This is a genomic window from Cellulomonas soli, from assembly GCF_013409305.1.
In the GTDB taxonomy this organism is placed as follows: domain Bacteria; phylum Actinomycetota; class Actinomycetes; order Actinomycetales; family Cellulomonadaceae; genus Cellulomonas; species Cellulomonas soli.
Map to the genome: position 1 here is coordinate 42760 of NZ_JACBZJ010000001.1, position 20394 is coordinate 63153.

The 20394-nt window shown below is 73.3% G+C and carries 16 protein-coding genes and 1 tRNA gene; 10 read left to right on the top strand and 7 right to left on the bottom strand.

Features of this window, described 5'->3' with window-relative positions; genetic code table 11:
• Positions 1–97 precede the first annotated feature (97 nt).
• Together BKA22_RS00210 and BKA22_RS00215 are read left to right on the top strand one after the other, a co-directional pair.
• Positions 98–2647, top strand: a complete 2550-nt coding sequence (locus tag BKA22_RS00210) for a fibronectin type III domain-containing protein (protein ID WP_146952174.1) — start codon at positions 98–100, stop codon at positions 2645–2647.
• A 178-nt stretch (positions 2648–2825) separates the two neighbouring features.
• On the top strand, positions 2826–5243 hold the full coding sequence (locus BKA22_RS00215) for a LamG-like jellyroll fold domain-containing protein (RefSeq protein WP_179561570.1): 2418 nt from the start codon (positions 2826–2828) through the stop codon (positions 5241–5243).
• A gap of 72 nt (positions 5244–5315) precedes the next feature.
• Here the strand turns inward: BKA22_RS00215 and BKA22_RS00220 are convergent, their stop codons facing one another.
• From BKA22_RS00220 to BKA22_RS00235, 4 genes are all read right to left on the bottom strand, one after another.
• The gene (locus BKA22_RS00220) at positions 5316–5573 is read right to left on the bottom strand and encodes a hypothetical protein (RefSeq protein ID WP_146952173.1); all 258 of its coding nucleotides are present in this window, start codon (positions 5571–5573) and stop codon (positions 5316–5318) included.
• Positions 5574–5775: 202 nt separating this feature from the next.
• Positions 5776–7392: a methyl-accepting chemotaxis protein gene (locus tag BKA22_RS00225; RefSeq protein ID WP_146952172.1), complete on the bottom strand. Its 1617-nt coding sequence runs from the start codon at positions 7390–7392 to the stop codon at positions 5776–5778.
• Positions 7393–7839: 447 nt separating this feature from the next.
• Positions 7840–7913: transfer RNA gene (locus tag BKA22_RS00230), tRNA-Pro, on the bottom strand.
• A 123-nt stretch (positions 7914–8036) separates the two neighbouring features.
• Positions 8037–8810, bottom strand: coding sequence for an SDR family oxidoreductase (locus tag BKA22_RS00235; RefSeq protein WP_146952171.1), 774 nt, complete (start codon positions 8808–8810; stop codon positions 8037–8039).
• Between the two features lie 518 nt (positions 8811–9328).
• On the opposite strand from BKA22_RS00235, the gene cysK reads away from it, so the two are divergent.
• The 6 genes from cysK (at position 9329) to BKA22_RS00265 (ending at position 14526) form a co-directional block, all read left to right on the top strand.
• Positions 9329–10264 (top strand): cysteine synthase A, encoded by a 936-nt coding sequence (gene cysK, locus BKA22_RS00240; RefSeq protein WP_146952170.1) that lies wholly within the window; start codon positions 9329–9331, stop codon positions 10262–10264.
• 10 nt (positions 10265–10274) lie between these two features.
• Positions 10275–10859, top strand: coding sequence for a serine O-acetyltransferase EpsC (epsC, locus tag BKA22_RS00245; protein WP_146952169.1), 585 nt, complete (start codon positions 10275–10277; stop codon positions 10857–10859).
• Positions 10860–10966: 107 nt separating this feature from the next.
• Positions 10967–12001 (top strand): LLM class F420-dependent oxidoreductase, encoded by a 1035-nt coding sequence (locus tag BKA22_RS00250; protein WP_146952168.1) that lies wholly within the window; start codon positions 10967–10969, stop codon positions 11999–12001.
• A 279-nt stretch (positions 12002–12280) separates the two neighbouring features.
• Positions 12281–13675 (top strand): O-acetylhomoserine aminocarboxypropyltransferase/cysteine synthase family protein, encoded by a 1395-nt coding sequence (locus BKA22_RS00255; protein ID WP_223203479.1) that lies wholly within the window; start codon positions 12281–12283, stop codon positions 13673–13675.
• The gene (locus tag BKA22_RS00260) at positions 13672–14157 is read left to right on the top strand and encodes a CoA-binding protein (RefSeq protein ID WP_146952167.1); all 486 of its coding nucleotides are present in this window, start codon (positions 13672–13674) and stop codon (positions 14155–14157) included. The genes BKA22_RS00255 and BKA22_RS00260 overlap by 4 nt, the downstream gene beginning before the upstream one ends.
• A gap of 33 nt (positions 14158–14190) precedes the next feature.
• A complete protein-coding gene (locus BKA22_RS00265) occupies positions 14191–14526 on the top strand; it encodes an MGMT family protein (RefSeq protein WP_146952166.1) in 336 nt (111 codons plus the stop codon).
• A gap of 45 nt (positions 14527–14571) precedes the next feature.
• Here BKA22_RS00265 and BKA22_RS00270 read toward each other — a convergent pair whose 3' ends face one another.
• Entirely contained in the window at positions 14572–15666 is a 1095-nt protein-coding gene (locus tag BKA22_RS00270) for a PP2C family protein-serine/threonine phosphatase (RefSeq protein ID WP_146952165.1), read from the bottom strand.
• 109 nt (positions 15667–15775) lie between these two features.
• On the opposite strand from BKA22_RS00270, the gene BKA22_RS00275 reads away from it, so the two are divergent.
• Positions 15776–17077: a GNAT family N-acetyltransferase gene (locus BKA22_RS00275; protein WP_146952164.1), complete on the top strand. Its 1302-nt coding sequence runs from the start codon at positions 15776–15778 to the stop codon at positions 17075–17077.
• Positions 17078–17145: 68 nt separating this feature from the next.
• On the opposite strand, the gene BKA22_RS00280 is transcribed toward BKA22_RS00275, so the two are convergent.
• Positions 17146–17598 carry a ribose-5-phosphate isomerase gene (locus BKA22_RS00280; protein WP_146952163.1) on the bottom strand — a complete coding sequence of 151 codons (453 nt, stop codon included), beginning with the start codon at positions 17596–17598 and terminating at the stop codon, positions 17146–17148.
• A 93-nt stretch (positions 17599–17691) separates the two neighbouring features.
• On the opposite strand from BKA22_RS00280, the gene BKA22_RS00285 reads away from it, so the two are divergent.
• Entirely contained in the window at positions 17692–19668 is a 1977-nt protein-coding gene (locus BKA22_RS00285; protein ID WP_146952162.1) for a M13 family metallopeptidase, read from the top strand.
• A gap of 21 nt (positions 19669–19689) precedes the next feature.
• Here the strand turns inward: BKA22_RS00285 and BKA22_RS00290 are convergent, their stop codons facing one another.
• Entirely contained in the window at positions 19690–20319 is a 630-nt protein-coding gene (locus BKA22_RS00290; RefSeq protein ID WP_223203478.1) for a mycothiol-dependent nitroreductase Rv2466c family protein, read from the bottom strand.
• Positions 20320–20394 lie beyond the last annotated feature (75 nt).

Consider the following 20394-nt stretch of genomic DNA (forward strand, 5'->3'; position numbering starts at 1 on the left):
GCCCGCGGCGCCGGTTGCGGGCCGCAGCGGCACGATCACCCGGGAATCCACCCCCTCACGGCTCGTGCCGCGCGCCCTGGCGCCCGATGAGGAGGGCGTGCTGCTCTCCGCCCCTCGCCGTACCCGGCGCATCCTGCTCACGACCGTCGTGCTGTGCCTCGCGCTCGCGCCGGGTGTCGCGCACGCCGAGACCGCACCGGCGGCGCCCACACGCACCTACCTGGTCACGGTCGACGACGGTGCTCAGGGCGCGGTCGCGAACCGTCTCGAGCAGCTCGGCGCCGACCCGCGGGCGGAGTTCGGCGAGGCGCTGGACGCGGTCGCCGTCCAGATGACCGCCGCGCAGGCGGCCTCCGCGGCGCTCCTGCCCGACGTCGAGGTCGTGGCGGCGGACCAGACGTACGCGGTCAACGACACCCAGGGCGTCGACAGCGCCTGGGGCCTGGACCGGATCGACCAGCGCTCGCTCCCGCTCGACCACGCGTACACCTTCGACTCCCGCGCCGGAGCCGGCGTGCGCGTCTACGTCGTCGACACCGGCATCAGCCCGGACCCGACCCTGGGCACGCGTCTGTCGGCCGGCTACTCGGCGATCGCCGACGGCTACGGGACGAGCGACTGCCACGGGCACGGCAGCCATGTGGCGGGCATCGTCGGCTCGACCCGGTGGGGCGTGGCGAAGGCCGCGACCCTCGTGCCCGTGCGGGTCCTGGCGTGCAACGGCCAGGGGGCGACCACGGGCATCGTGGCGGGACTCGACTGGATCGCGGCCCACCACCCGTCCGGCACGCCGGGCGTGGTCAACATGTCGCTCGGCGGACCGGTCTCCGCAGCGTTGAACGAGGCCGTCGCCTCGCTCGTCGGCCGGGGGCTGACGGTCGTCGCCGCCGCCGGGAACGCGTCCGCCGACGCGTGCACGGTCTCCCCCGCCTCGGCGCCGGCCGCGCTGACCGTCGGCGCCACCGGCCAGAACGACGCCCGGGCGTCGTTCTCGAACTACGGCTCGTGCGTGGACCTGTTCGCCCCGGGCGTGGCGATCCCGTCCTCCTCGCCGACCAACGCCGCCGGCGCGTCGATGAGCGGGACGTCGCAGGCCTCCCCGCACGCGGCCGGGGTGGCCGCGCTGTACCTGGCGCAGTCGCCGGCGGCGACACCCGCGCAGGTCGAGCTCGCCCTGCTGACGGCCGCTCAGCCCGTGGTCACCGACGCACGGTCCGCCTCGACGCTCCTGCTCTCCAGCGCGGTCGCGGCCGCATCGACCACCGCGGTCGACGTGACGACCACGGCGACGACGACCTCGCTCAAGCTGGCCTGGACGGCCGGCACGGCGGGCAGCACCATCACCCGGTGGACGGTGCTGCGTCGCGTCGTCGGCACGGGCACGTGGCAGTCGACGGTGGTCACGAGGCCGACGATCACGTTCAGCTCGCTCGCACCCGCGACGAGCCTGGACGTCGCGATCACCGGGGTGGACGCCACGGGCGCCACCGCGTCGACGACCCTGACGGTAGCCACCGTAGCGGCGCCGGACGCACCGGCCCTGAGCGCCTCGACCACCTTGCGCACGGCCCGGCTCGTCTGGACGGCCCCGACCGTCTCGCCGGCGCTCGTGACCGGGTACACCGTGCAGCGCTCGACCAACGGCTCGACCTGGTCGACGGTCGCCACCACGACCCGGACCACCACGTCGGCCACCGTCACGGGCCTGGCCCCGGGCTCGACGACCTGGTTCCGCGTGGCGGCCTCGGCGAGCACGACGGTGGGTGCATGGTCCACACCGCTCGCGGTCGGGACCGCCGCGGCGCCGAGCGCACCGAACGCCCTCGCGGTCACCGCGACGTCCGCGACCACGGCGACTCTCACGTGGGCGGCCCCGTCGGTCTCCGCGGGCTTCGTCGAGCGGTACGTCGTGCAGCGCAGCACCGACGGGCTCACGTGGAAGACCGTCCCTCGGGCCGAGCCTTCGGCGACGACGGCCACGCTCACCGGGCTGAGCCCCGCGACCGGCTACCTGGTCCGGGTCGCGGCGGCGGGTGAGGGCGTCACGGGTTCCTGGGCGCCGTCCGTGCCGCTGACGAGCCTGCCGCTGCCGACGCAACCGGCCGCCGTCGGGGTGAATGCCACGATGACGACCGCGACCGTGACCTGGCAGACGCCGAGCGAGGCGAGCGCCGTGACCGGGTACCGGGTCGGATGGTCGCTCAACGGGCTGACCTGGAAGACCGTGGACGTCGCCGCCGACGCCCGGACCACGACGCTCGTCGGGCTCAAGCCGGGCACGCCCTACCAGGTCAGGACTGCGGCCCTGGCCGACAAGCTCCTCGGCCCGTGGAGCGACGCCGCAGGCGTCACGACCGCGGTCGCACCGTCGGCCCCGCGCAGCGCGACGGTCACCGCGCGCACGACCACGAGCCTGACGCTCACCTGGGCGCCTCCGACGACGGCCGCTCCCGCGGTCACCGCCTACCGCGTGGAGTGGTCCACGGACGGGGTCACCTGGGCGGCCACGAGCGTCCCGCCCACGACGACGCAGGTGACGCTGGGCTCGTTGCGCCGGGGGACGATCTACCGGCTGCGCGTGGCGGCGCTGAGCCCGGAGACGACCAGCCCGTTCGCCTCGACGTCGGGCACGACCGCCACCAGCTGAGGAACGTCCCGAGGCGGCCGCGCGCTCAGGTGGCGCACGGCCGCCGCACCACATCCGCATTGCCCCTTTACAACGTTAGAGAACCGCCGCTACGGTCAGCGCGAGCCCGGACCTGGAGCGGCGTGCGTCGTCGCCCGGTGTGGCTCCCCTGCGTCCAACGCTGCACCAGGAGACCCATGTGAGCGCCAGAACGACCGTTCGCCACCTCGCCACCCTGTCCCTCGTCGCCGCACTGACGGCCACGGGTGCCGTCGCCGCGAGCGCCGGACCACCCAGGACCCCGACCCCACCGACCCCCACGTTCGCCGACGCGACCGTGCACGACCCCTCCGTCGTCGTCGCGGACGACGAGGTGTGGGTGTTCGGCTCGCACCTGCAGGTCGCCAAGACGGACGACCTCATGGCCTGGGAGCAGGTCGCCTCGGGCGTGAACGCCGACAACCCGATCTTCGACGACGTGGTCAGCGAGCTCGCCGAGACGTTCGCGTGGGCGCAGTCCGACACGCTGTGGGCCGCGGACGTGATCCAGCTGGGCGACGGCCGGTTCTACATGTACTACAACGCGTGCAAGGGCGACTCGCCCCGCTCGGCGCTCGGCGTCGCGGTCTCCGACGACGTCGACGGACCCTACGAGGACCTGGGCATTGTGCTGAGGTCCGGCATGTGGGACCAGATCAGCGAGGACGGCACCGTCTACGACGCGCGGGTGCACCCCAACGTCGTCGACCCGGACGTGTTCTACGACGCGGACGGCAAGCTGTGGATGGTCTACGGCTCGTACTCGGGCGGCATCTTCGTCCTCGAGATGGACCCGCAGACCGGCAAGCCCCTGCCCGACCAGGGCTACGGCAAGCACCTCGTGGGCGGCAACCACAGTCGCATCGAGGCGCCCAACGTCATGTACGACGAGGGCGCCGGCTACTACTACCTGTTCCTCTCGTTCGGCGGGCTGGACGCCACGGGCGGCTACAACATGCGCGTCGCGCGCTCGCTGAACCCCGACGGCCCGTACCTGGACGCCGAGGGCAACGACATGAGCGAGGTCAAGGCCGACCCGAGCCTGCCACTGTTCGACGACGCCTCCATCGAGCCGTACGGCGTGAAGATCATGGGCAGCTACCTGTTCCAGCGTGAGGTCGGCGACCCGGGCACCGGCCTGGGCGTCGGGTACGTCTCCCCCGGCCACAACTCGACGTACGTCGACGAGGCCACGGGCCGCAAGTTCCTCGTCTTCCACTCCCGGTTCCCGGGTCAGGGCGAGACGCACAACGTGCGGGTGCACGAGATGTTCATCAACAGCGCCGGCTGGCCCGTCGTGGCGCCCTACCGCTACGCGGACGACGGCTCGACGCCGGCCCCGCTGGCGAGCGCCGCCGCCACGACCTCCAAGACGCACGTCGCGAAGATCACGCGTGAGGACGCCGTCGGGCAGTACGCGCTGATCGACCACGGCAAGGCCATCAACACCACGCCGGTCGAGTCCGTCTCCGTGAAGCTCGAGAAGAACGGCAAGGTCACGGGCGCCCTGAAGGGCACGTGGACGCTGAAGGGCTCGAACCGGGCGCGGATCGTCTCCGGCGGCCAGACCTACGACGGGGTGTTCACCCGGCAGTGGGAACCCGACCGCCAGGAGTGGGTCGTGACGTTCACCGTCCAGTCGGCGGCAGGTGTGTCCCTGTGGGGTAGCCACGTGGACCCGCTGTCCGCCAAGGCAGCCGTCGGTGCCGTCAAGGCCGACCTCGACCTCGGCGACACCTCGGCCGTGGTCGCCGACCTCACCCTGCCGACCGTCGGCACCAACGGGGTCGCGATCACGTGGGCGTCCAGCGACGCCGCCGTCGTGTCCACCACCGGTGAGGTGACCCGCCCCGAGAACGGCGCGGGCGACGCCACCGTGACCCTCACGGCGACGATCACCAAGGACCGCCGGACCGCGACCGCCGCGTTCACGGTCACGGTGCTGGAGCGCACCTCGGGCGGCACGATCGGCGCCTGGTCGTTCGAGGGCGACCTGGCCGACTCCACGGGCGCGCTGCCGGCCGCCACGGTGACCGGAGCCCGCGTCGACACCACCGGCGGCACGGTCTCCTACGTGGAGGGCGTGCAGGGCCAGGCCGTGCACCTCGACGGCGCGAGCGGCGTCCGCCTGCCCGACGGGCTGATCAGCGGGCCGACCTACACCGTGTCGATGTGGCTGCGGCCCGACGCGCTCACCCAGTTCACGTCCGCGTTCTTCGGTGCCCGCGACGCGAACAGCTGGGTCAGCGTCGTGCCCAAGGGCCACGACGGCGTGGGCGGCAACACGATGGTGTGGTCCGGGTCGGCCTGGTACGACGCCGGCACCCCGCTGCAGATCCCGGTCGGGCAGTGGAGCCACGTCGCGCTCACCGTCGACTCCGGGGACGTGACCGTCTACGTCGACGGCGTGCCGCAGTTCACCGGCACGGGCTTCCCCGATGTCTTCACCACGACCACAGGCACCTTCGCGGTGGGCGTGAACTGGTGGGACACCCCGTTCGCCGGTGACGTCGACGAGCTCTCGGTGCACGGCTCGGCCCTGACGGCCGAGGAGGTCGCGGCGCTCGCCACGCGCTGACCGCACGGACGGCGACCGGTCGGGCCCACGCGGGTCCGGCCGGTCGCCGTCCGTCCGGCGTGCCGGACGGGGTCAGGCCGCGACGGACTCGCGGTCCGCCGTCACCAGCGGGCGGCCGTCGAGCCCGAGCTCACGGAGCACGCGACCTTCGTCGTCGACCTCGAGCACGCTCGCGCGGCGCACGCGGGTGGGGCCGGCCGTGCCGAGCTGCTGGGCGAGCTCGCCGAGCGCCTGCACGGCCGCGGGCAGGGACGGCCGGCGCAACCGCAGGGGTGCGACGTCGGCGACCGCGTCGGCGGTGGCCAGCACGACGGTGGCGATGTACTGCATCGGTGACCTCCTCGAGGGTCGGGCTCCGGACCCGCCCGTGCGGCGACTCGCGGTTCAGGTCGACGGACCGACCTCTCCTGCCCATCGGCGCGTGGTCGGGATGCGTGAGCGATGGGACGGCGTGAGCGAGAGCGCCGCGTCGGCGCGACGACAGCGCCGGCTGCGGTGACCCCTGCACCTCGGGGCACCGCAGCCGAGGGCGTCAGATCCGGAACTGGCCGACGAGCCCTCGCAGCTCGGCCGACATCCGCGCGAGCTCACCGACCGACTGCAGCGACTCGCCCACCCCGGCGGTGGTGGCGTCGGCCGCGTCGGCGACGCCGACGATGTTCGCGGCGATCTCCCCCGCACCCGTGGCGGCCTCCGCGACCGAGCGGTTGACCTCGTTGGTCGTGGCGGTCTGCTCCTCGACGGCGGAGGCGATCGTGGACTGGTAGCCGCTGATCGAGTCGATGACCTCGGAGATCCGGCCGATCGCCGTGACCGCGGACTCGGTGTCCGCCTGGATCATCTCGATGCGCCGGGCGATGTCCTCGGTCGCGCGCGCCGTCTCCTGCGCGAGCTCCTTGACCTCGCCCGCGACGACGGCGAAACCCTTGCCCGCCTCGCCCGCACGCGCCGCCTCGATGGTCGCGTTGAGTGCGAGCAGGTTCGTCTGGCCGGCGATCCCGCTGATGACCTTGACCACGTCCCCGATCTCGCGACTCGACTCCCCGAGCCGGTTGACGGTGCCGGTCGTCTCCTGCGCGGCCTCGACCGCCCGGCCTGCGACGTGCACGGCCTCGGAGGCGTTGTGCGCGATCTCGCGGATGGAGGCGCCCATCTGCTCGGACGCGGACGCCACGGTCTGCACGTTCCGGGAGACCTGCTCGGCCGCGGCCGCGACGACGCCCGCCTGCGAGGCGGTCTCCTCGGCGCCCGAGGCGATCAGCTGGGAGGTGCCGGCCATCTGCTCCGTGGCGCTGGCCAGCGACCCTGCGGAGGCGTCGATCGTGCCCACGATGCCCCGCAGCCGCTCGACCGCGGCGTCCAGGGAGCCGCCCATCGTGCCGACCTCGTCGCGCGAGGTGAGCCCGGCGAGGTGGGTGAGGTCGCCCTCGGCGAGGGCACCCGAGACGGCGCGGACACGGTTGATCCCCCGCACGATGCTGCGGGCGACGCCGATCCCGATCGCCACGGCCAGGGTCAGCCCGAGGAGCAGCAGGACCACGACCTGGGTGCGGTTCGCTCCGTAGGCCTCGGTCGAGGCCTTCACGGCGGCGGCCGCGTCGGTCTTCTCGAGCTCGACCATGCTCGCGAGCGTGTCCATCATCGAGAGGATGTCGGCCTGCGAGTCGTCGCGCGCGACCGCCCAGGTGGCCAGGTCCCCGGCTCGTCCGGCCGGGAAGAGCCGCTCGTCGCGGAGGGTGACGTACTCCTCCAGCGCGGCGGAGAAGTCGGCGAGCATCCCTTCGCGCGCGCTGTCCAGACCGGTGGCCTGGTACGCGTCCATCGCGGTGCGCGCGTCCGCCTCGGCGTCGGCGGCCTTGCCCTCGAAGGTCGTCAGGGACTCCTCGTCCTCGGAGAGCACCTGGTTCATCACCGCGATCCGCATCTCGAGCGTCGCCCGGCGCATCGTCGCGGCGAGCTCGAACCGGCCCATGTTGGCGCGGTAGAGCGTCTCGGTCCCCTGGTTGGTCGACCCGAGGGCGGAGATGCCGAGCACGCCGACGGCGACGGCGACGGCCGCGGCCGTGAAGACAGCGACGAGGATCTTCGTGCTCACGCCGCGGTCGGTGAACCAGCTCAGCAGTCCACGCGTTCCGGGATGCTCGTTCATGAGGGCCCCTTTCAAGGGCAGCAATGGTGTCGGGACCCGTGGCGACGAGGCCGAGGCGCAGGGTGCGGCGCCGACCTGTCCATCGGGCGGGTCGACATCGAGTCATAGGACTTAGGTCACCCTTGCCTTTCACCCCATGACATTGCGGCACGCTCCCGCAGGTCAGTCGCCCGCCGACCCTTGACGAGAGCCGGGTGAAACCGCTCTCGCGCGCCTGGCCAGCACGGTCGGAGGTCCTGGATCGGACGATCCTCGCTCACGTCCCGGACACGTCCGACGAGGCAGCGGCGTGCCGGTCGGCCGACCCCGGGGCGGGTCATCGCCGGTTCCCCGCACGGCGGGCGGGGGGCCCAGGGCGCGGACGGGGCATGGGAAAGGCCCGGTCCCCTCACGGGCCGGGCCGTTCTCCTGCCGCTCGCGCCGGCACGGCGCCGACGGCTCACACGGTCGGGGTGGCGGGATTCGAACCCACGACCTTCCGCTCCCAAAGCGGACGCGCTACCAACCTGCGCCACACCCCGTGGCACAGGAAGCCTAGTGCCCGCCGACCGCACGCCCCACGCCGCGCGACCCGTCGCGCACGCCCCGGTGGCACCCGGCCGGGCACGGTCGACCCACGGACCGCCGTGCGGGCCGGGCCGTGGTCACCAGCCGCTCTCACCTCGCAGCACGACGTCGGAGCCGCCGTCGACGAACACCAGCTGGCCGCACAGGTGCGTGTTCGACTCGCCGACGAGCCAGGCGTGCAGCGCGGCAGGGACCTCGGGGCCCATGATCCCGTGCAGCGGCATCGGCACGAGGGTGAGCAGCTGCTCGCGCGCCTCCGCGGTGGCGGTCATCTCGGCCGTCATGGGTGTCGCCACGACCCCGGGGCCGATCGCGTTCAGCGGGATCCCCGCGCCGGCCCAGTCGGCGGTCGCTGCGTGCCGGCGCATCCAGCGGGTCAGCGCGACCTTGGTCGAGGAGTAGATCTGGTCGCCCTTGTCCTGCTCGACCAGCACCGTGGCGCGGGCCAGCGCGCCGGGTTCGTCGTCGGCGAGCGCCCGCTCGACGAGCTCCTCGTCGTGGGCCATGAGCGTGGCCATCGAGCTGGTCAACGAGGCACGAGGAGCCGGCGAGCCGACGAGCAGAGGGCGCAGGCCTTCGAGGGTGGCCACGGCGCCGAAGTAGTTCACCGACACCGTCAGCGGGGTGGGGATCGCGAGTCCGGCGTTGGCCACGACGGCGTCGATCGTGCCTCCCGACAGGGCACGGACCTGCTCGACGAGCGAGGCGCGGCCACCGACGGTCGCCAGGTCCACCTCGACCTCGGCGTCGTGCAGGTCGACCCCGATGACCCTCTCGCCGCGGGCCCGCAGCAGCTCGGCGGTCGCCCGCCCGATGCCCGAGGCCGATCCGGTGATGACGACGGTGCGCATGGTGCCTCCTCCGAGAGGGGCGCCGGCCGCGGGCCGGCGACCTCGCCGACTCCTGACCTTTTTCACGCTAGACGCACGGCCACCACCGGCGAGTGACCTACGTCCCGCGCGCGAGGACGTCCCGCCGATCGGGAACCTTTGCGCGGGTCACGGCGTTAGGGCTACCGTCAGTCAACTTCGGCGTGTCGATGCCGGTCCTCGCGACCGGGCCAGCACGCCCGTGGACCAGGGACGAGGAGGCGAGGAGCGTGCGCAACCGCACCGCCGCCACCCCCCTGCGTGCCCACGCCGTGCGCCGCCCTGCCGCGCACACCTGCTGTCGCTGTCTCTAGAGCGCTGGCCGACCTCCACGCGAGGACACCCACGCCCCGGGGCGCAGTCCCCCCGCGCCAGCGCTCGCCCCACGCCGACCTCCTCGGGACCCTCGCGGTCCCGAGGCCACGGCCCAGCACCGCCGCTCGTGCACCTCCCGTCCAGTCCCCCAGCCGCGCACGCGGCACACCACCCGAAGAGGAACCATGGCCCGCATCTACGACGACGCGACGCAGCTCATCGGCAACACCCCCCTCGTCCGCATCAACAAGATCACCGACGGCGCCCCGGCGACGGTGGTCGGCAAGCTCGAGTTCTACAACCCGGCCAACTCCGTCAAGGACCGCATCGGCGTCGCGATCATCGACGCGGCCGAGGGGTCCGGCGAGCTCAAGCCCGGCGGCACCATCGTCGAGGCGACCTCGGGGAACACCGGTATCGCGCTGGCGTTCGTCGGCGCGGCCCGCGGCTACGACGTCGTGCTGACGATGCCCGAGACGATGTCGAAGGAGCGTCGTGCACTGCTGCGCGCCTTCGGCGCCGAGCTGATCCTGACCCCGGGCTCCGAGGGCATGAAGGGCGCGGTCAACAAGGCCGACGAGGTCGTCGCGACCCGCCCCGGCGCGATCCTGGCCCGCCAGTTCGCCAACGAGGCCAACCCGGCGATCCACCGCAAGACCACCGCCGAGGAGATCTGGGCCGACACGGACGGCGAGGTCGACATCGTCGTGGCCGGCATCGGCACGGGCGGCACCATCACGGGTGTGGGCCAGGTGCTCAAGGAGCGCAAGCCCGGCGTCCAGATCGTCGGTGTCGAGCCCGCCGAGTCGCCGATCCTCAACGGCGGCCAGCCCGGCCCGCACAAGATCCAGGGCATCGGTGCGAACTTCGTGCCCGAGATCCTCGACACGAGCATCTACGACGAGATCATCGACGTCGACGCCGAGACGGCCGTGGCCGTGGCCCGTCGCGCCGCCAAGGAGGAGGGCCTGCTCGTCGGCATCTCCTCCGGTGCCGCGCTGCACGCCGCAACCCTGCTGGCCCGGCGCCCGGAGAACGCCGGGAAGCTGATCGTGGCGATCATCCCGTCCTTCGGTGAGCGCTACCTGTCCTCCGTGCTGTACGCCGACCTGCTCGACTGAGAGAGCCACCATGTCCGCACCTCTGCACTTCTGGGCCACCCTGCGGGAGGACCTCGAGGCCGCACGGCACCGCGACCCCGCGGCGCGCACGCTGCTCGAGGTCGCCCTCGGGTACCCGGGCGTGCACGCGGTGTGGGCGTACCGGCTCGCGCACCTGATGTGGCACGAGCCGGGCCTGCGCCTGCCGGCCCGGCTCGTTTCCCAGACGGCGCGTGCCCTGACCGGCGTGGAGATCCACCCGGGTGCGCGGCTGGGCCGTCGGCTGTTCATCGACCACGGCATGGGCGTCGTCATCGGCGAGACCGCCGAGGTCGGCGACGACGTCGTGCTGTTCCACGGCTCGACGCTCGGCGGCAAGTCGATGCGCCGCGGCAAGCGCCACCCGACGCTCGGCGACGGCGTGGTGGTCGGCGCGGGCGCGAAGGTGCTCGGACCGGTGTGGATCGGCGACGGCGCGCAGATCGGGGCCAACGCGGTCGTGATCCAGGACGTGCCGGCCGGTGCGATCGCCGTCGGGGTTCCGGCCGTCGTCCGCCGCCGTGCGCCCGAGACGCCGTTCGACGTCGAGGTCGACGACCCGGCGATCTACATCTGAGCCGGCCACCCGCTGGCCTGTCCGGGAGCCGTACCCGCCGGTAACCTGACGGCGCGCACGGCCCGCGACGGGCGTGCCGATCACGTCAACGGCGACGGGGGCACCTCATGCGGCTGGGCTACCACACGGGCTACTGGTCGGCGGGCGTCCCCGCCGGGGCGCAGGACGCGGTCCTCGCCGCCGAGCGCCTCGGCTTCGACTCGGTGTGGACCGCCGAGGCGTACGGCTCGGACGCGTTCACGCCCCTGGCCTGGTGGGGTGCCCGCACGTCGCGCGTGCGGCTGGGGACGGCCGTCGCGCAGATCTCCGCACGCACCCCGACAGCCACCGCGATGGCCGCCCTCACCCTCGACCACCTGTCCGGGGGGCGAGCGGTGCTCGGCCTGGGCGTCTCGGGCCCGCAGGTCGTCGAGGGCTGGTACGGCCAGCCGTTCGCGCGTCCACTGGCCCGTACGCGGGAGTTCGTCGCGATCGTCCGGCAGGTGCTGGCCCGCCAGGGCCCTGTCACGTTCGACGGCGAGTTCTACCGGTTGCCGCTGCCCGCGGGCGAGGGCTCGGGGCTCGGCAAGGCGTTGCGGTCCACCGTCCACCCGTTGCGGGCCGACCTTCCCGTCCACCTGGCCGCCGAGGGGCCCAGGAACGTCGCCCTGTCCGCCGAGATCGCCGACGGCTGGCTGCCGATGTTCTACTCCCCGCGCATGGACGACGACTACCGGCAGCTGCTGGCCGACGGGTTCGCGCGGCGGGGTCCGGGTCTGCGCCCTGTCGAGGAGTTCGAGGTCTCGGCCACCGTCCCGGTCGTGCTGGGCCCGGACGTGGAGTCCGCGGCCTCGCAGATCCGCCCGTTCATCGCGCTGTACGCGGGCGGCATGGGGGCCAAGGGTGCCAACTTCCACCGCAACGTGCTCGACCGGCTCGGCTACGGCGAGGCGTGCGACGAGATCCAGGCGCACTACCTGGCGGGCGACCGGGAGCGGGCCGCCGGCGCGGTCCCGATCGAGCTCGTGCAGGACGTCGCCCTGGTCGGGCCGCCCGAGGAGATCGCAAGGCGGCTGCCCGCGTGGCGGGCGACGGCGATCACGACGCTGCTCGTGCAGACCGACCCTCGCATGCTCGAGCCGATCGCCGCACTGCTGGCCTGACGGGCCCTCCCCTGCCCGGCGCGAGGTCGCCGCACGCCTCGCCACGTCACGTCCGTCCACCCGTCGGGACTGCCGCACCCCGGACGACGGACTCGTTACGGTGTGACCAACCCGTGAGCATCGCGTCTCACATGGCAGGCACCGTCGGGCGTCGACGTGCCGGGGCACCCCACCCGAGGACGCATCCCCTGGTCCAGCCCGCGTACACCCGGACCGGCGACGCGACCCGAAGTCGGGCGTTGCGGTCGTCGCCGCCCACCCCCGAGGAGGCATCCGCCCATGACCGAGCACCGCTTCGGCTTCCGCACCCGCGCGCTGCACGCCGGCGGCATCCCTGACGCCGTCACCGGCGCTCGTGCCGTGCCGATCTACCAGACCACCTCGTTCGTGTTCCAGGACACCGCGGACGCCGCGAACCTGTTCGCGCTGCAGAAGTACGGGAACATCTACTCCCGCATCGGCAACCCCACGGTCGCCGCGCTCGAGGAGCGCCTGGCCTCGCTCGAGGGTGGCATCGGTGCGGTCGCCACGGCCTCGGGCATGTCGGCGGAGTTCATCACCTTCGCCGCGCTCGTCGGAACCGGGGACCACGTGGTCGCCTCCGCCCAGCTGTACGGCGGGACCGTCACGCAGCTCGACGTCACGCTGCGCCGGTTCGGTGTCGAGACGACGTTCGTCCCGGGCACCGACCCCGCCGACTACGCCGCCGCGATCCGCCCGGAGACCAAGGTGCTCTACACCGAGGTCATCGCCAACCCCTCCGGCGAGATCGCCGACCTGGCCGGGCTCGCGCAGGTCGCGCACGAGGCGGGCATCCCGTTGGTGGTCGACGCGACGCTCGCCACCCCGTACCTCGTGCGCCCGATCGAGCACGGCGCCGACATCGTCATCCACTCGGTGACCAAGTTCCTCGGCGGGCACGGCACCACGCTGGGCGGGGTCGTCGTGGAGTCGGGGCGGTTCGACTGGGGCAACGGCAAGTTCCCCCAGATGACCGAGCCGGTCCCCTCCTACGGCGGGGTCAGCTGGTGGGGCAACTTCGGGGAGTACGGGTTCCTCACCAAGCTGCGCTCCGAGCAGCTGCGCGACATCGGACCCGCACTGTCGCCGCAGTCCGCCTTCCAGCTGCTGCAGGGCGTCGAGACGCTCCCGCAGCGCCTGGACGCCCACCTGGCCAACGCCCGCACGGTGGCGCAGTGGCTCGACGCCGACCCGCGCGTGGCGTACGTCAGCTGGGCGGGCCTGCCCGGGCACGTGCACCACGAGCGCGCCCGCCGCTACCTGCCGCTCGGGCCCGGTTCGGTCTTCGCATTCGGGCTCGCGCCCGTCGGCGAGCGGGACGCCCGCGACATCGGTCGAACGTTCATCGAGCAGCTGCAGCTGGCCAGCCACCTGGCCAACGTCGGCGACGCCCGCACGCTCGTCATCCACCCGGCCTCGACGACGCACCAGCAGCTGTCCGCGGATCAGCTGGCCGCCGCAGGCGTCCCGGGTGACCTCGTGCGGCTCAGCGTGGGGCTCGAGGACGCCGACGACATCTTGTGGGACCTCGACCAGGCGTTGTCCGCCGCGACCGGGCTCACCCGCGAGGGCACCCCGACCGCGGTGGCCCCGCCCGACGCGCAACCCGCCACGACCGCACCCGACTCGACCCGGACGGAGACGACCCGATGAGCGCGCGCACCTGGATCGGGCCGAGCGCCCCGGAGCGGCTGGGGATCCTGCGCGCCACCCGCTCGATCGCGATCGTCGGCGCCTCCGACAACCCCTCACGGGCGAGCAACTTCGTGGCCACCTACCTGCTGTCGAGCTCGCCGTACGAGGTGTACTTCGTCAACCCGCGCGTGCGCGAGATCCTCGGGCACCCGGTGTACCCGAGCCTGGACGCGCTTCCCGTGGTGCCCGACCTGGTCGAGGTGTTCCGTCGCGCCGAGGACCTGCCCACGGTCCTCGAGGAGACGATCGCGGTCGGGGCGAAGACCCTGTGGCTGCAGCTCGGCGCGTGGGACGAGGACGTCGCCCGGCGCGGCGAGGCGGCCGGCCTGCAGGTCGTGATGGACCGCTGCGTGAAGATCGAGCACGCGCGCTTCCACGGCGGCCTGCACCTGGCCGGTTTCGACACGGGCGTCATCAGCTCCCGTCGGGCACGCCTCTGAGACGGCACGGGCAGGACGGGTGAGGATGGCGCCGTGGACGACGACTACCTCGAGGCGGTGCTCGACCTCGTCGCGCAGATCCCGTCCGGTCGGGCGATGACGTACGGCACGATCGCCGACGTCCTCGCCGAACGGATGCAGGCGCAGGGGCACCCGCGTCGCGGTGGGCCACGGCAGGTGGGTCAGGTGATGAGCCGCGCGGGCGGTGGCGTGCCCTGGTGGCGGGTGGTCGACGCAGCAGGCCGACCCCCGCAGCACCATCGCACGCGGGCACTGACGGAGCTGCGCGCCGAGGGCACGCCGTTGTCGGCCGACGGCGAGCGGGTCGCGCTGCGACGGGCCATCTGGTTCCCCGACGAGACGGGCTGAGCCGGACGGGACCGCGCGTCCGCGGCTCGCTCGACGCCCGGACCGTCACTCCCGGCGGACGAGGACAAGGGCCCGGTCGTCGCCCTCGTCCGAGCGCAGCGCGTCCAGCACCGCGTCAGCCCCACCGCGCCGCGTCGACAGCACCGCCTCGGCGACGCCGAGCAGCCGGTCCGTGGCCTGCTCCAGGTCCAGCCCGGGGGCGTCGACCAGGCCGTCGGTGTAGAGCATGAGGATGTCGCCCGGCTCGATGCGCCCGGTGACCCCCCGGCACGCGAGGGCGTCGACCACCCCGAGCGCCGGGCTGCCGATCGTGTCGAGCACCTCGATCGCGCCCGACCCGGCGTGCAGGTGCACGGGAGGCGGATGACCCGCCGAGGCGACCCAGTACTCGCCCGTGCCCTGGTCGAGGCTCATGTGCACCGCCGAGGCGAAGCCCTCGTCCCACACCTGGTCGAGCAGGTAGTCGTTGGCCGCGGGCAGGAACTGCTCGCGCGGCATGGCACCCAGCAGGCCGCCGAACGCCCCCGAGAGCTGCAACGAGCGCACCCCGGCCTCCTGCCCCTTGCCCGAGACGTCGACGACCACGATCTCGAGCTCGGGGCCGTCCCGGTGCGTGCTCGACACCACGAAGTCCCCGGAGAACGCGTCCGCGTGCGCCGAGCGCACGACCGACTCCACACGCCAGCCGTCGGGCAGCGCCGGGATGCGGCCGTGCGCCGCCAGCCGGTCGCGCAGGTCGACGATCATCAGCCCGCCGGTCGCCCCGCGCAGCGGCGGCCCCTGCCGCCCGAGGGCGAACCATGCCGACGCAGCAGCGGCGAGCGTCACGGCGAGCAGGTCGCCCTGGGTCACGTCGGTGGAGCCGCCCCACCACAGCAGCCAGGTCATCCCGGCGGCGACGATGCCGACCACGAGCACCGCCTGGTAGCGCAGCAGCAGCGCCGCGAGCACGACGACGACGAGGCAGGCCGTCACCGGGAACCACCCCGGGGCCCGTTGCGTGCCCAGCCCGATGGCGAGCACGAGCCCCACCAGCACGCCGGTCAGCGCGACCTGGTTCTGCCGGGCGATCCGCTGCCACCGCGTGCGTGCCCGCAGCGCCGCCTCCGAGGCGGCGGAGGAGCTGGGACGCGTCGCCATCTGGGCAGCCTAGGGTCGGCACGTCGCTGCCACGACCGGTGGGGCCCGGACGCCTCAGGTCCCCGAAATGGCCTGGCGGCCCCCGCTGCGCCGAGCGAGGATCAAGCCCATGACCAGCCCGTCCTTCCCCCGCGCCCTGCCCACCGGTCTGCGGTTCGTCCCGCTCACCGCCGACGACAAGCCCGCCGTGCTCGACCTGGACACCTGGGCCTTCCCGGGGACCGTCCCGGTCGCCGAGCTCGAGGCGATGCCGTTCCCGCTCACGTGGGACCGCTCGTGGGGCGTGCGCGGTGAGGACGTCGAGGACGGCCCCCTCCTCGGCATCCACGGGTCGTACCCGTTCGGCGCCTTCCCGGTGCCCGGCGCGACCGTCCCCGTCTCGGGCCTCACCTGGGTCGGGGTGCACCCGCAGGCGCGTCGTCGCGGCATCCTCTCGGCGATGATCGACCGCCACCTGTCCGACTGCGTCGAGCGCGGCGAGCCCGTCTCGGCGCTGTTCGCCGCCGAGCCTGCCATCTACGGCCGCTTCGGCTACGGGTCCGCAGCCGACGACATCAAGGTCACGCTCGCGCGCGGGGCTGCCCTGCGAGACGTCCCGGGGTCGGCCGAGCACACGGCCCGCATCGAGCATGCGACGCAGGACGCGCACGGCGCACTGGTCGACACCGTGCACCGTGCGGCCGGCAGCGCGGCGGGCGGCGGCCTGGGCCGACCGGGGTGGGCGACCCGGCAGACGCCCGAGCTGCAGGCCTCCTTCTGGTCCGACCCGCCGCAGTGGCGCAACGGCGGGGAGTCGCTGCGGATCCTCGTCGTCGAGCGGGACGGGCAGCCGCGCGGCTACGCGCTGTTCCGGCGCAAGTCCGTCTGGGAGGACGCCGGACCGCGCGGCACGGTGCACGTGCGCGAGGCCGTCGCGCTCGACGCGGCCGCGGCGCACGCGCTGTTGAGCCGGCTGCTGGACCTCGACCTCATGGCGAGCGTGCACGTCGGGATGCTCCCCACCGACGACGCGCTGCTCGGCCTGCTGGTCGACACCCGGGCCGGCGAACGGCGCGTGAGCGACAACGTGTGGGTCCGCGTGGTCGACGTGCCCGCTGCGCTCGCCGCGCGCCGCTACGCCGCCGACGTCGACGTGACCCTCGCGGTGCGCGACGAACGCCTGGCCTCGAACACCGGCACGTGGCGCGTGCGGGCCCGGGCGTTCGAGGCGGACGTGCACGTCGAGCGCACGCAGGCCCCCGCCGACCTCGCGCTGGACGTGCGCGAGCTGGGCTCGGCGTACCTGGGCGGGCGCGCGCTCACCGGGCTCGCGCAGGCCGGGCTGGTCGACGTGCGTGAGGCCGCCGCGCTGGGCCGGGCATCGGCCGCCTTCGGCTGGCCGGTCGCGCCGGTGTGCTCCTGGGTGTTCTAGGCAGGCCCGTGCGCGGACCGGTCCCGACCCTCGGTCAGGACCGGTCCGTCCGGCAGGTCAGCGGTGCGTCAGCTGCGGGAGGCCTCGTACTGCGCGAGCAGGTCGATGCGCCGCTGGTGACGCGGGTCGCCGCTGAACGGCTCGGCCACGAACGCGTCCACGAACGAGAGCGCCTCGGCCACGGTGTGCTGGCGCGCCCCGACCGCGATCACGTTCGCGTCGTTGTGCTGACGGCCGAGCCGGGCGGTGTCCAGGTTCCAGGCGAGCGCGGCACGCACGCCGTCGACCTTGTTCGCGGCGATCTGCTCGCCGTTGCCCGACCCGCCGATCACCACGCCCAGCGACCCCGGGTCGGCCACGACCGCCTCGCCCGCCGCGAGGCACATGGGCGGGTAGTCGTCCTGGGAGTCGTACGCGTGGGCGCCGTGGTCGACGACCTCGTGACCTGCGTCCCGCAGGTGATCGACGAGAGCTGCCTTGAGCTCGAACCCGGCATGGTCGGCGGCGACGTGGATGCGCATGCGGGCATTGTTCCGCACGTCGGGCGGGGGCTGCCACGTCGGCCCACGGCTGAACCGGCCGGGCGCGTCGGCACCGGTCCCTAGGGTGTACCCATGACGCGCAGCGGAATCGACCTGACCGCCCTCGACCCCGACGTCCGTCCGCAGGACGACCTCTACGCCCATGTGAACGGGCGCTGGCTGGCCTCGCACGAGATCCCCGCCGACCGTGCCATGGACGGCGCGTTCCGCGCGCTGCACGACCTGTCCGAGGAGCGGGTGCGCGACATCATCACGGCCGCCGCCGGGCACGCGGACGGCGACGGCGTGGAGGCGAAGATCGGCGCGGTCTACGCCGCGTTCATGGACACCGACGCGGTGGAGGCCGCCGGAACCACCCCCCTGCGGGCCGACCTGGACGTCGTCGATGCTGCCACCGACAAGGCCGCGCTGATCCGTGCCCTCGGGCAGCTGCAGCGCACGGGTGCGGCCGGCGCCGTGGCGTTCTGGGTCGACAACGACGCCAAGGACCCGCAGACGTACGTCGTGCACCTCACGCAGTCTGGTCTGGGCCTGCCCGACGAGTCGTACTACCGCGACGAGCAGTACGCGGCCGTGCTGAGCGCCTACCAGCCGCACGTGGCGCGCATGCTCCTGCTCGCCGGCGTCGCCTCGGACCAGACGGACGCGGACGCCCGTGCGACGCGCGTCGTGGCGCTCGAGACGGCCCTCGCGGCCGGTCACTGGGACGTCGTCAAGGACCGCGACGCCGATCTGACCTACAACAAGCGGACCCTGCTCGACCTGGCGGCCGAGGCCACCGGGTTCGACTGGGTGGCCTGGGCGGACGCCCTGGGGGCACCGGCCGGAGCGCTCGACCAGCTCGTGGTCCGCGAGCCCTCGTTCGCGGAGGCGTTCGCCCGGCTGTGGTCCACCGAGACGATCGAGAGCTGGAAGGACTGGCTCGCGTACCACGTCGTCAGCGCCCGTGCCCCGTACCTGCACGACGAGGTCGTGCAGGCGAACTTCGACTTCTACGGGCGCACGCTCACCGGCGCCCAGGAGCTGCGGGACCGGTGGAAGCGCGGCGTCTCGCTCGTCGAGGGCGTCCTCGGCGAGGCCGTCGGCGAGGTCTACGTCGCGCAGCACTTCCCGGCCGCGCACAAGGAGCGGATGGAGACGCTCGTCGAGCACCTGGTCGAGGCGTACCGCGAGTCGATCTCCGCCCTCGACTGGATGGGGCAGGAGACGAAGGTCAAGGCGCTGGCCAAGCTCGACGCCTTCACCCCGAAGATCGGCTACCCGGTGCGGTGGCGCGACTACGCGGCCCTCGAGGTCGACGCGAGCGACCTGCTGGGTAACGTGCGACGGGCCTTCGCGTTCGAGCAGGACCGCGAGCTGCACAAGATCGGCCGCCCGATCGACCGCGACGAGTGGTTCATGACCCCGCAGACGGTCAACGCCTACTACAACCCGGGCATGAACGAGATCGTCTTCCCGGCCGCGATCCTGCAGCCGCCGTTCTTCGACGCGGACGCCGACGACGCGGTCAACTTCGGTGGCATCGGCGCGGTCATCGGGCACGAGATCGGCCACGGCTTCGACGACCAGGGCTCCAAGTACGACGGCGACGGCCTGCTCGAGGACTGGTGGACGGCCGAGGACCGCGCCGAGTTCGAGACGCGCACCAAGGCCCTGATCGACCAGTACTCCACGTTCTCCCCGCAGCAGCTCGACGGCTCGCACCACGTCAACGGTGCGCTGACGATCGGGGAGAACATCGGCGACCTGGGCGGCCTGTCGATCGCGCTCAAGGCGTACCGCATCGCCCTGGGACGCCCGCTCGACGAGGCCCCGGTGATCGACGGGCTCACGGGCACCCAGCGGGTCTTCCTCGGCTGGGCGCAGGTGTGGCAGTCGAAGGGGCGCGACGAGGAGGTCGTGCGCCGCCTCGCGATCGACCCGCACTCCCCCAACGAGTTCCGCTGCAACGGCGTGGTCCGCAACGTCGACGAGTTCTACGCCGCGTACGACGTGCAGCCCGGCGACGCCCTCTACCTGGCACCCGAGGACCGCGTGCGGATCTGGTGACGGCTGCGCGGCGGGCCCGTCTCAGTCGAAGACGGGCCCGCTCGTGCGGGTGCGCTTGAGCTCGTAGAAGCCGGGCACGCCGGTGACCAGGGCGAGGCCGTCCCACAGCCGACCGGCGTCGGCACCCCGGGGCGCCGGCGTCATGACCGGGCCGAACAGCCCGACGCCGTTCACGGCGACCACGGGCGTGCCGACGTCGTCGCCGACGAGCGTGATCGCCTCGGCGTGCGAGGCCCGCAGCGGCCCGTCCATCTCGTCGGTGTCGCCGTACGCGGCCAACGACGCCGGGAGCCCGGCCTCGTCGAGCGACTCCCGGATGATGGCGGCCGTGTCACGGCGCTGACCCGGGTGCCGACGGGTCCCCAGGGCGTCGTAGAGCGGGCGCACGTGCGCGGCGCCGTGCAGTTCCTGGGCAGCGGTCAGCACACGGACGGCCGCCCACGAGTCGTCCATCAACCGGCGGTACTCCTCGGGCAGGTCACGACCCTCGTTCAGCACGGACAGGCTCATCACGTGCCAGCGCACGTCGATGTCGCGCACCTGCTCCACCTCGACGACCCATCGGGACGTCATCCACGCCCACGGGCAGGCGGGGTCGACCCAGATGTCGGCGGTCTGGCGGACAGGGACGGACGGGGACGTCGAGGTCACGGGCGTGCTCCTGCAGGTGCGAGGGGGCGGTGCGGGCCGGGCGGCGTCGCGCCTGCTCATCATGCCAACGCGTTC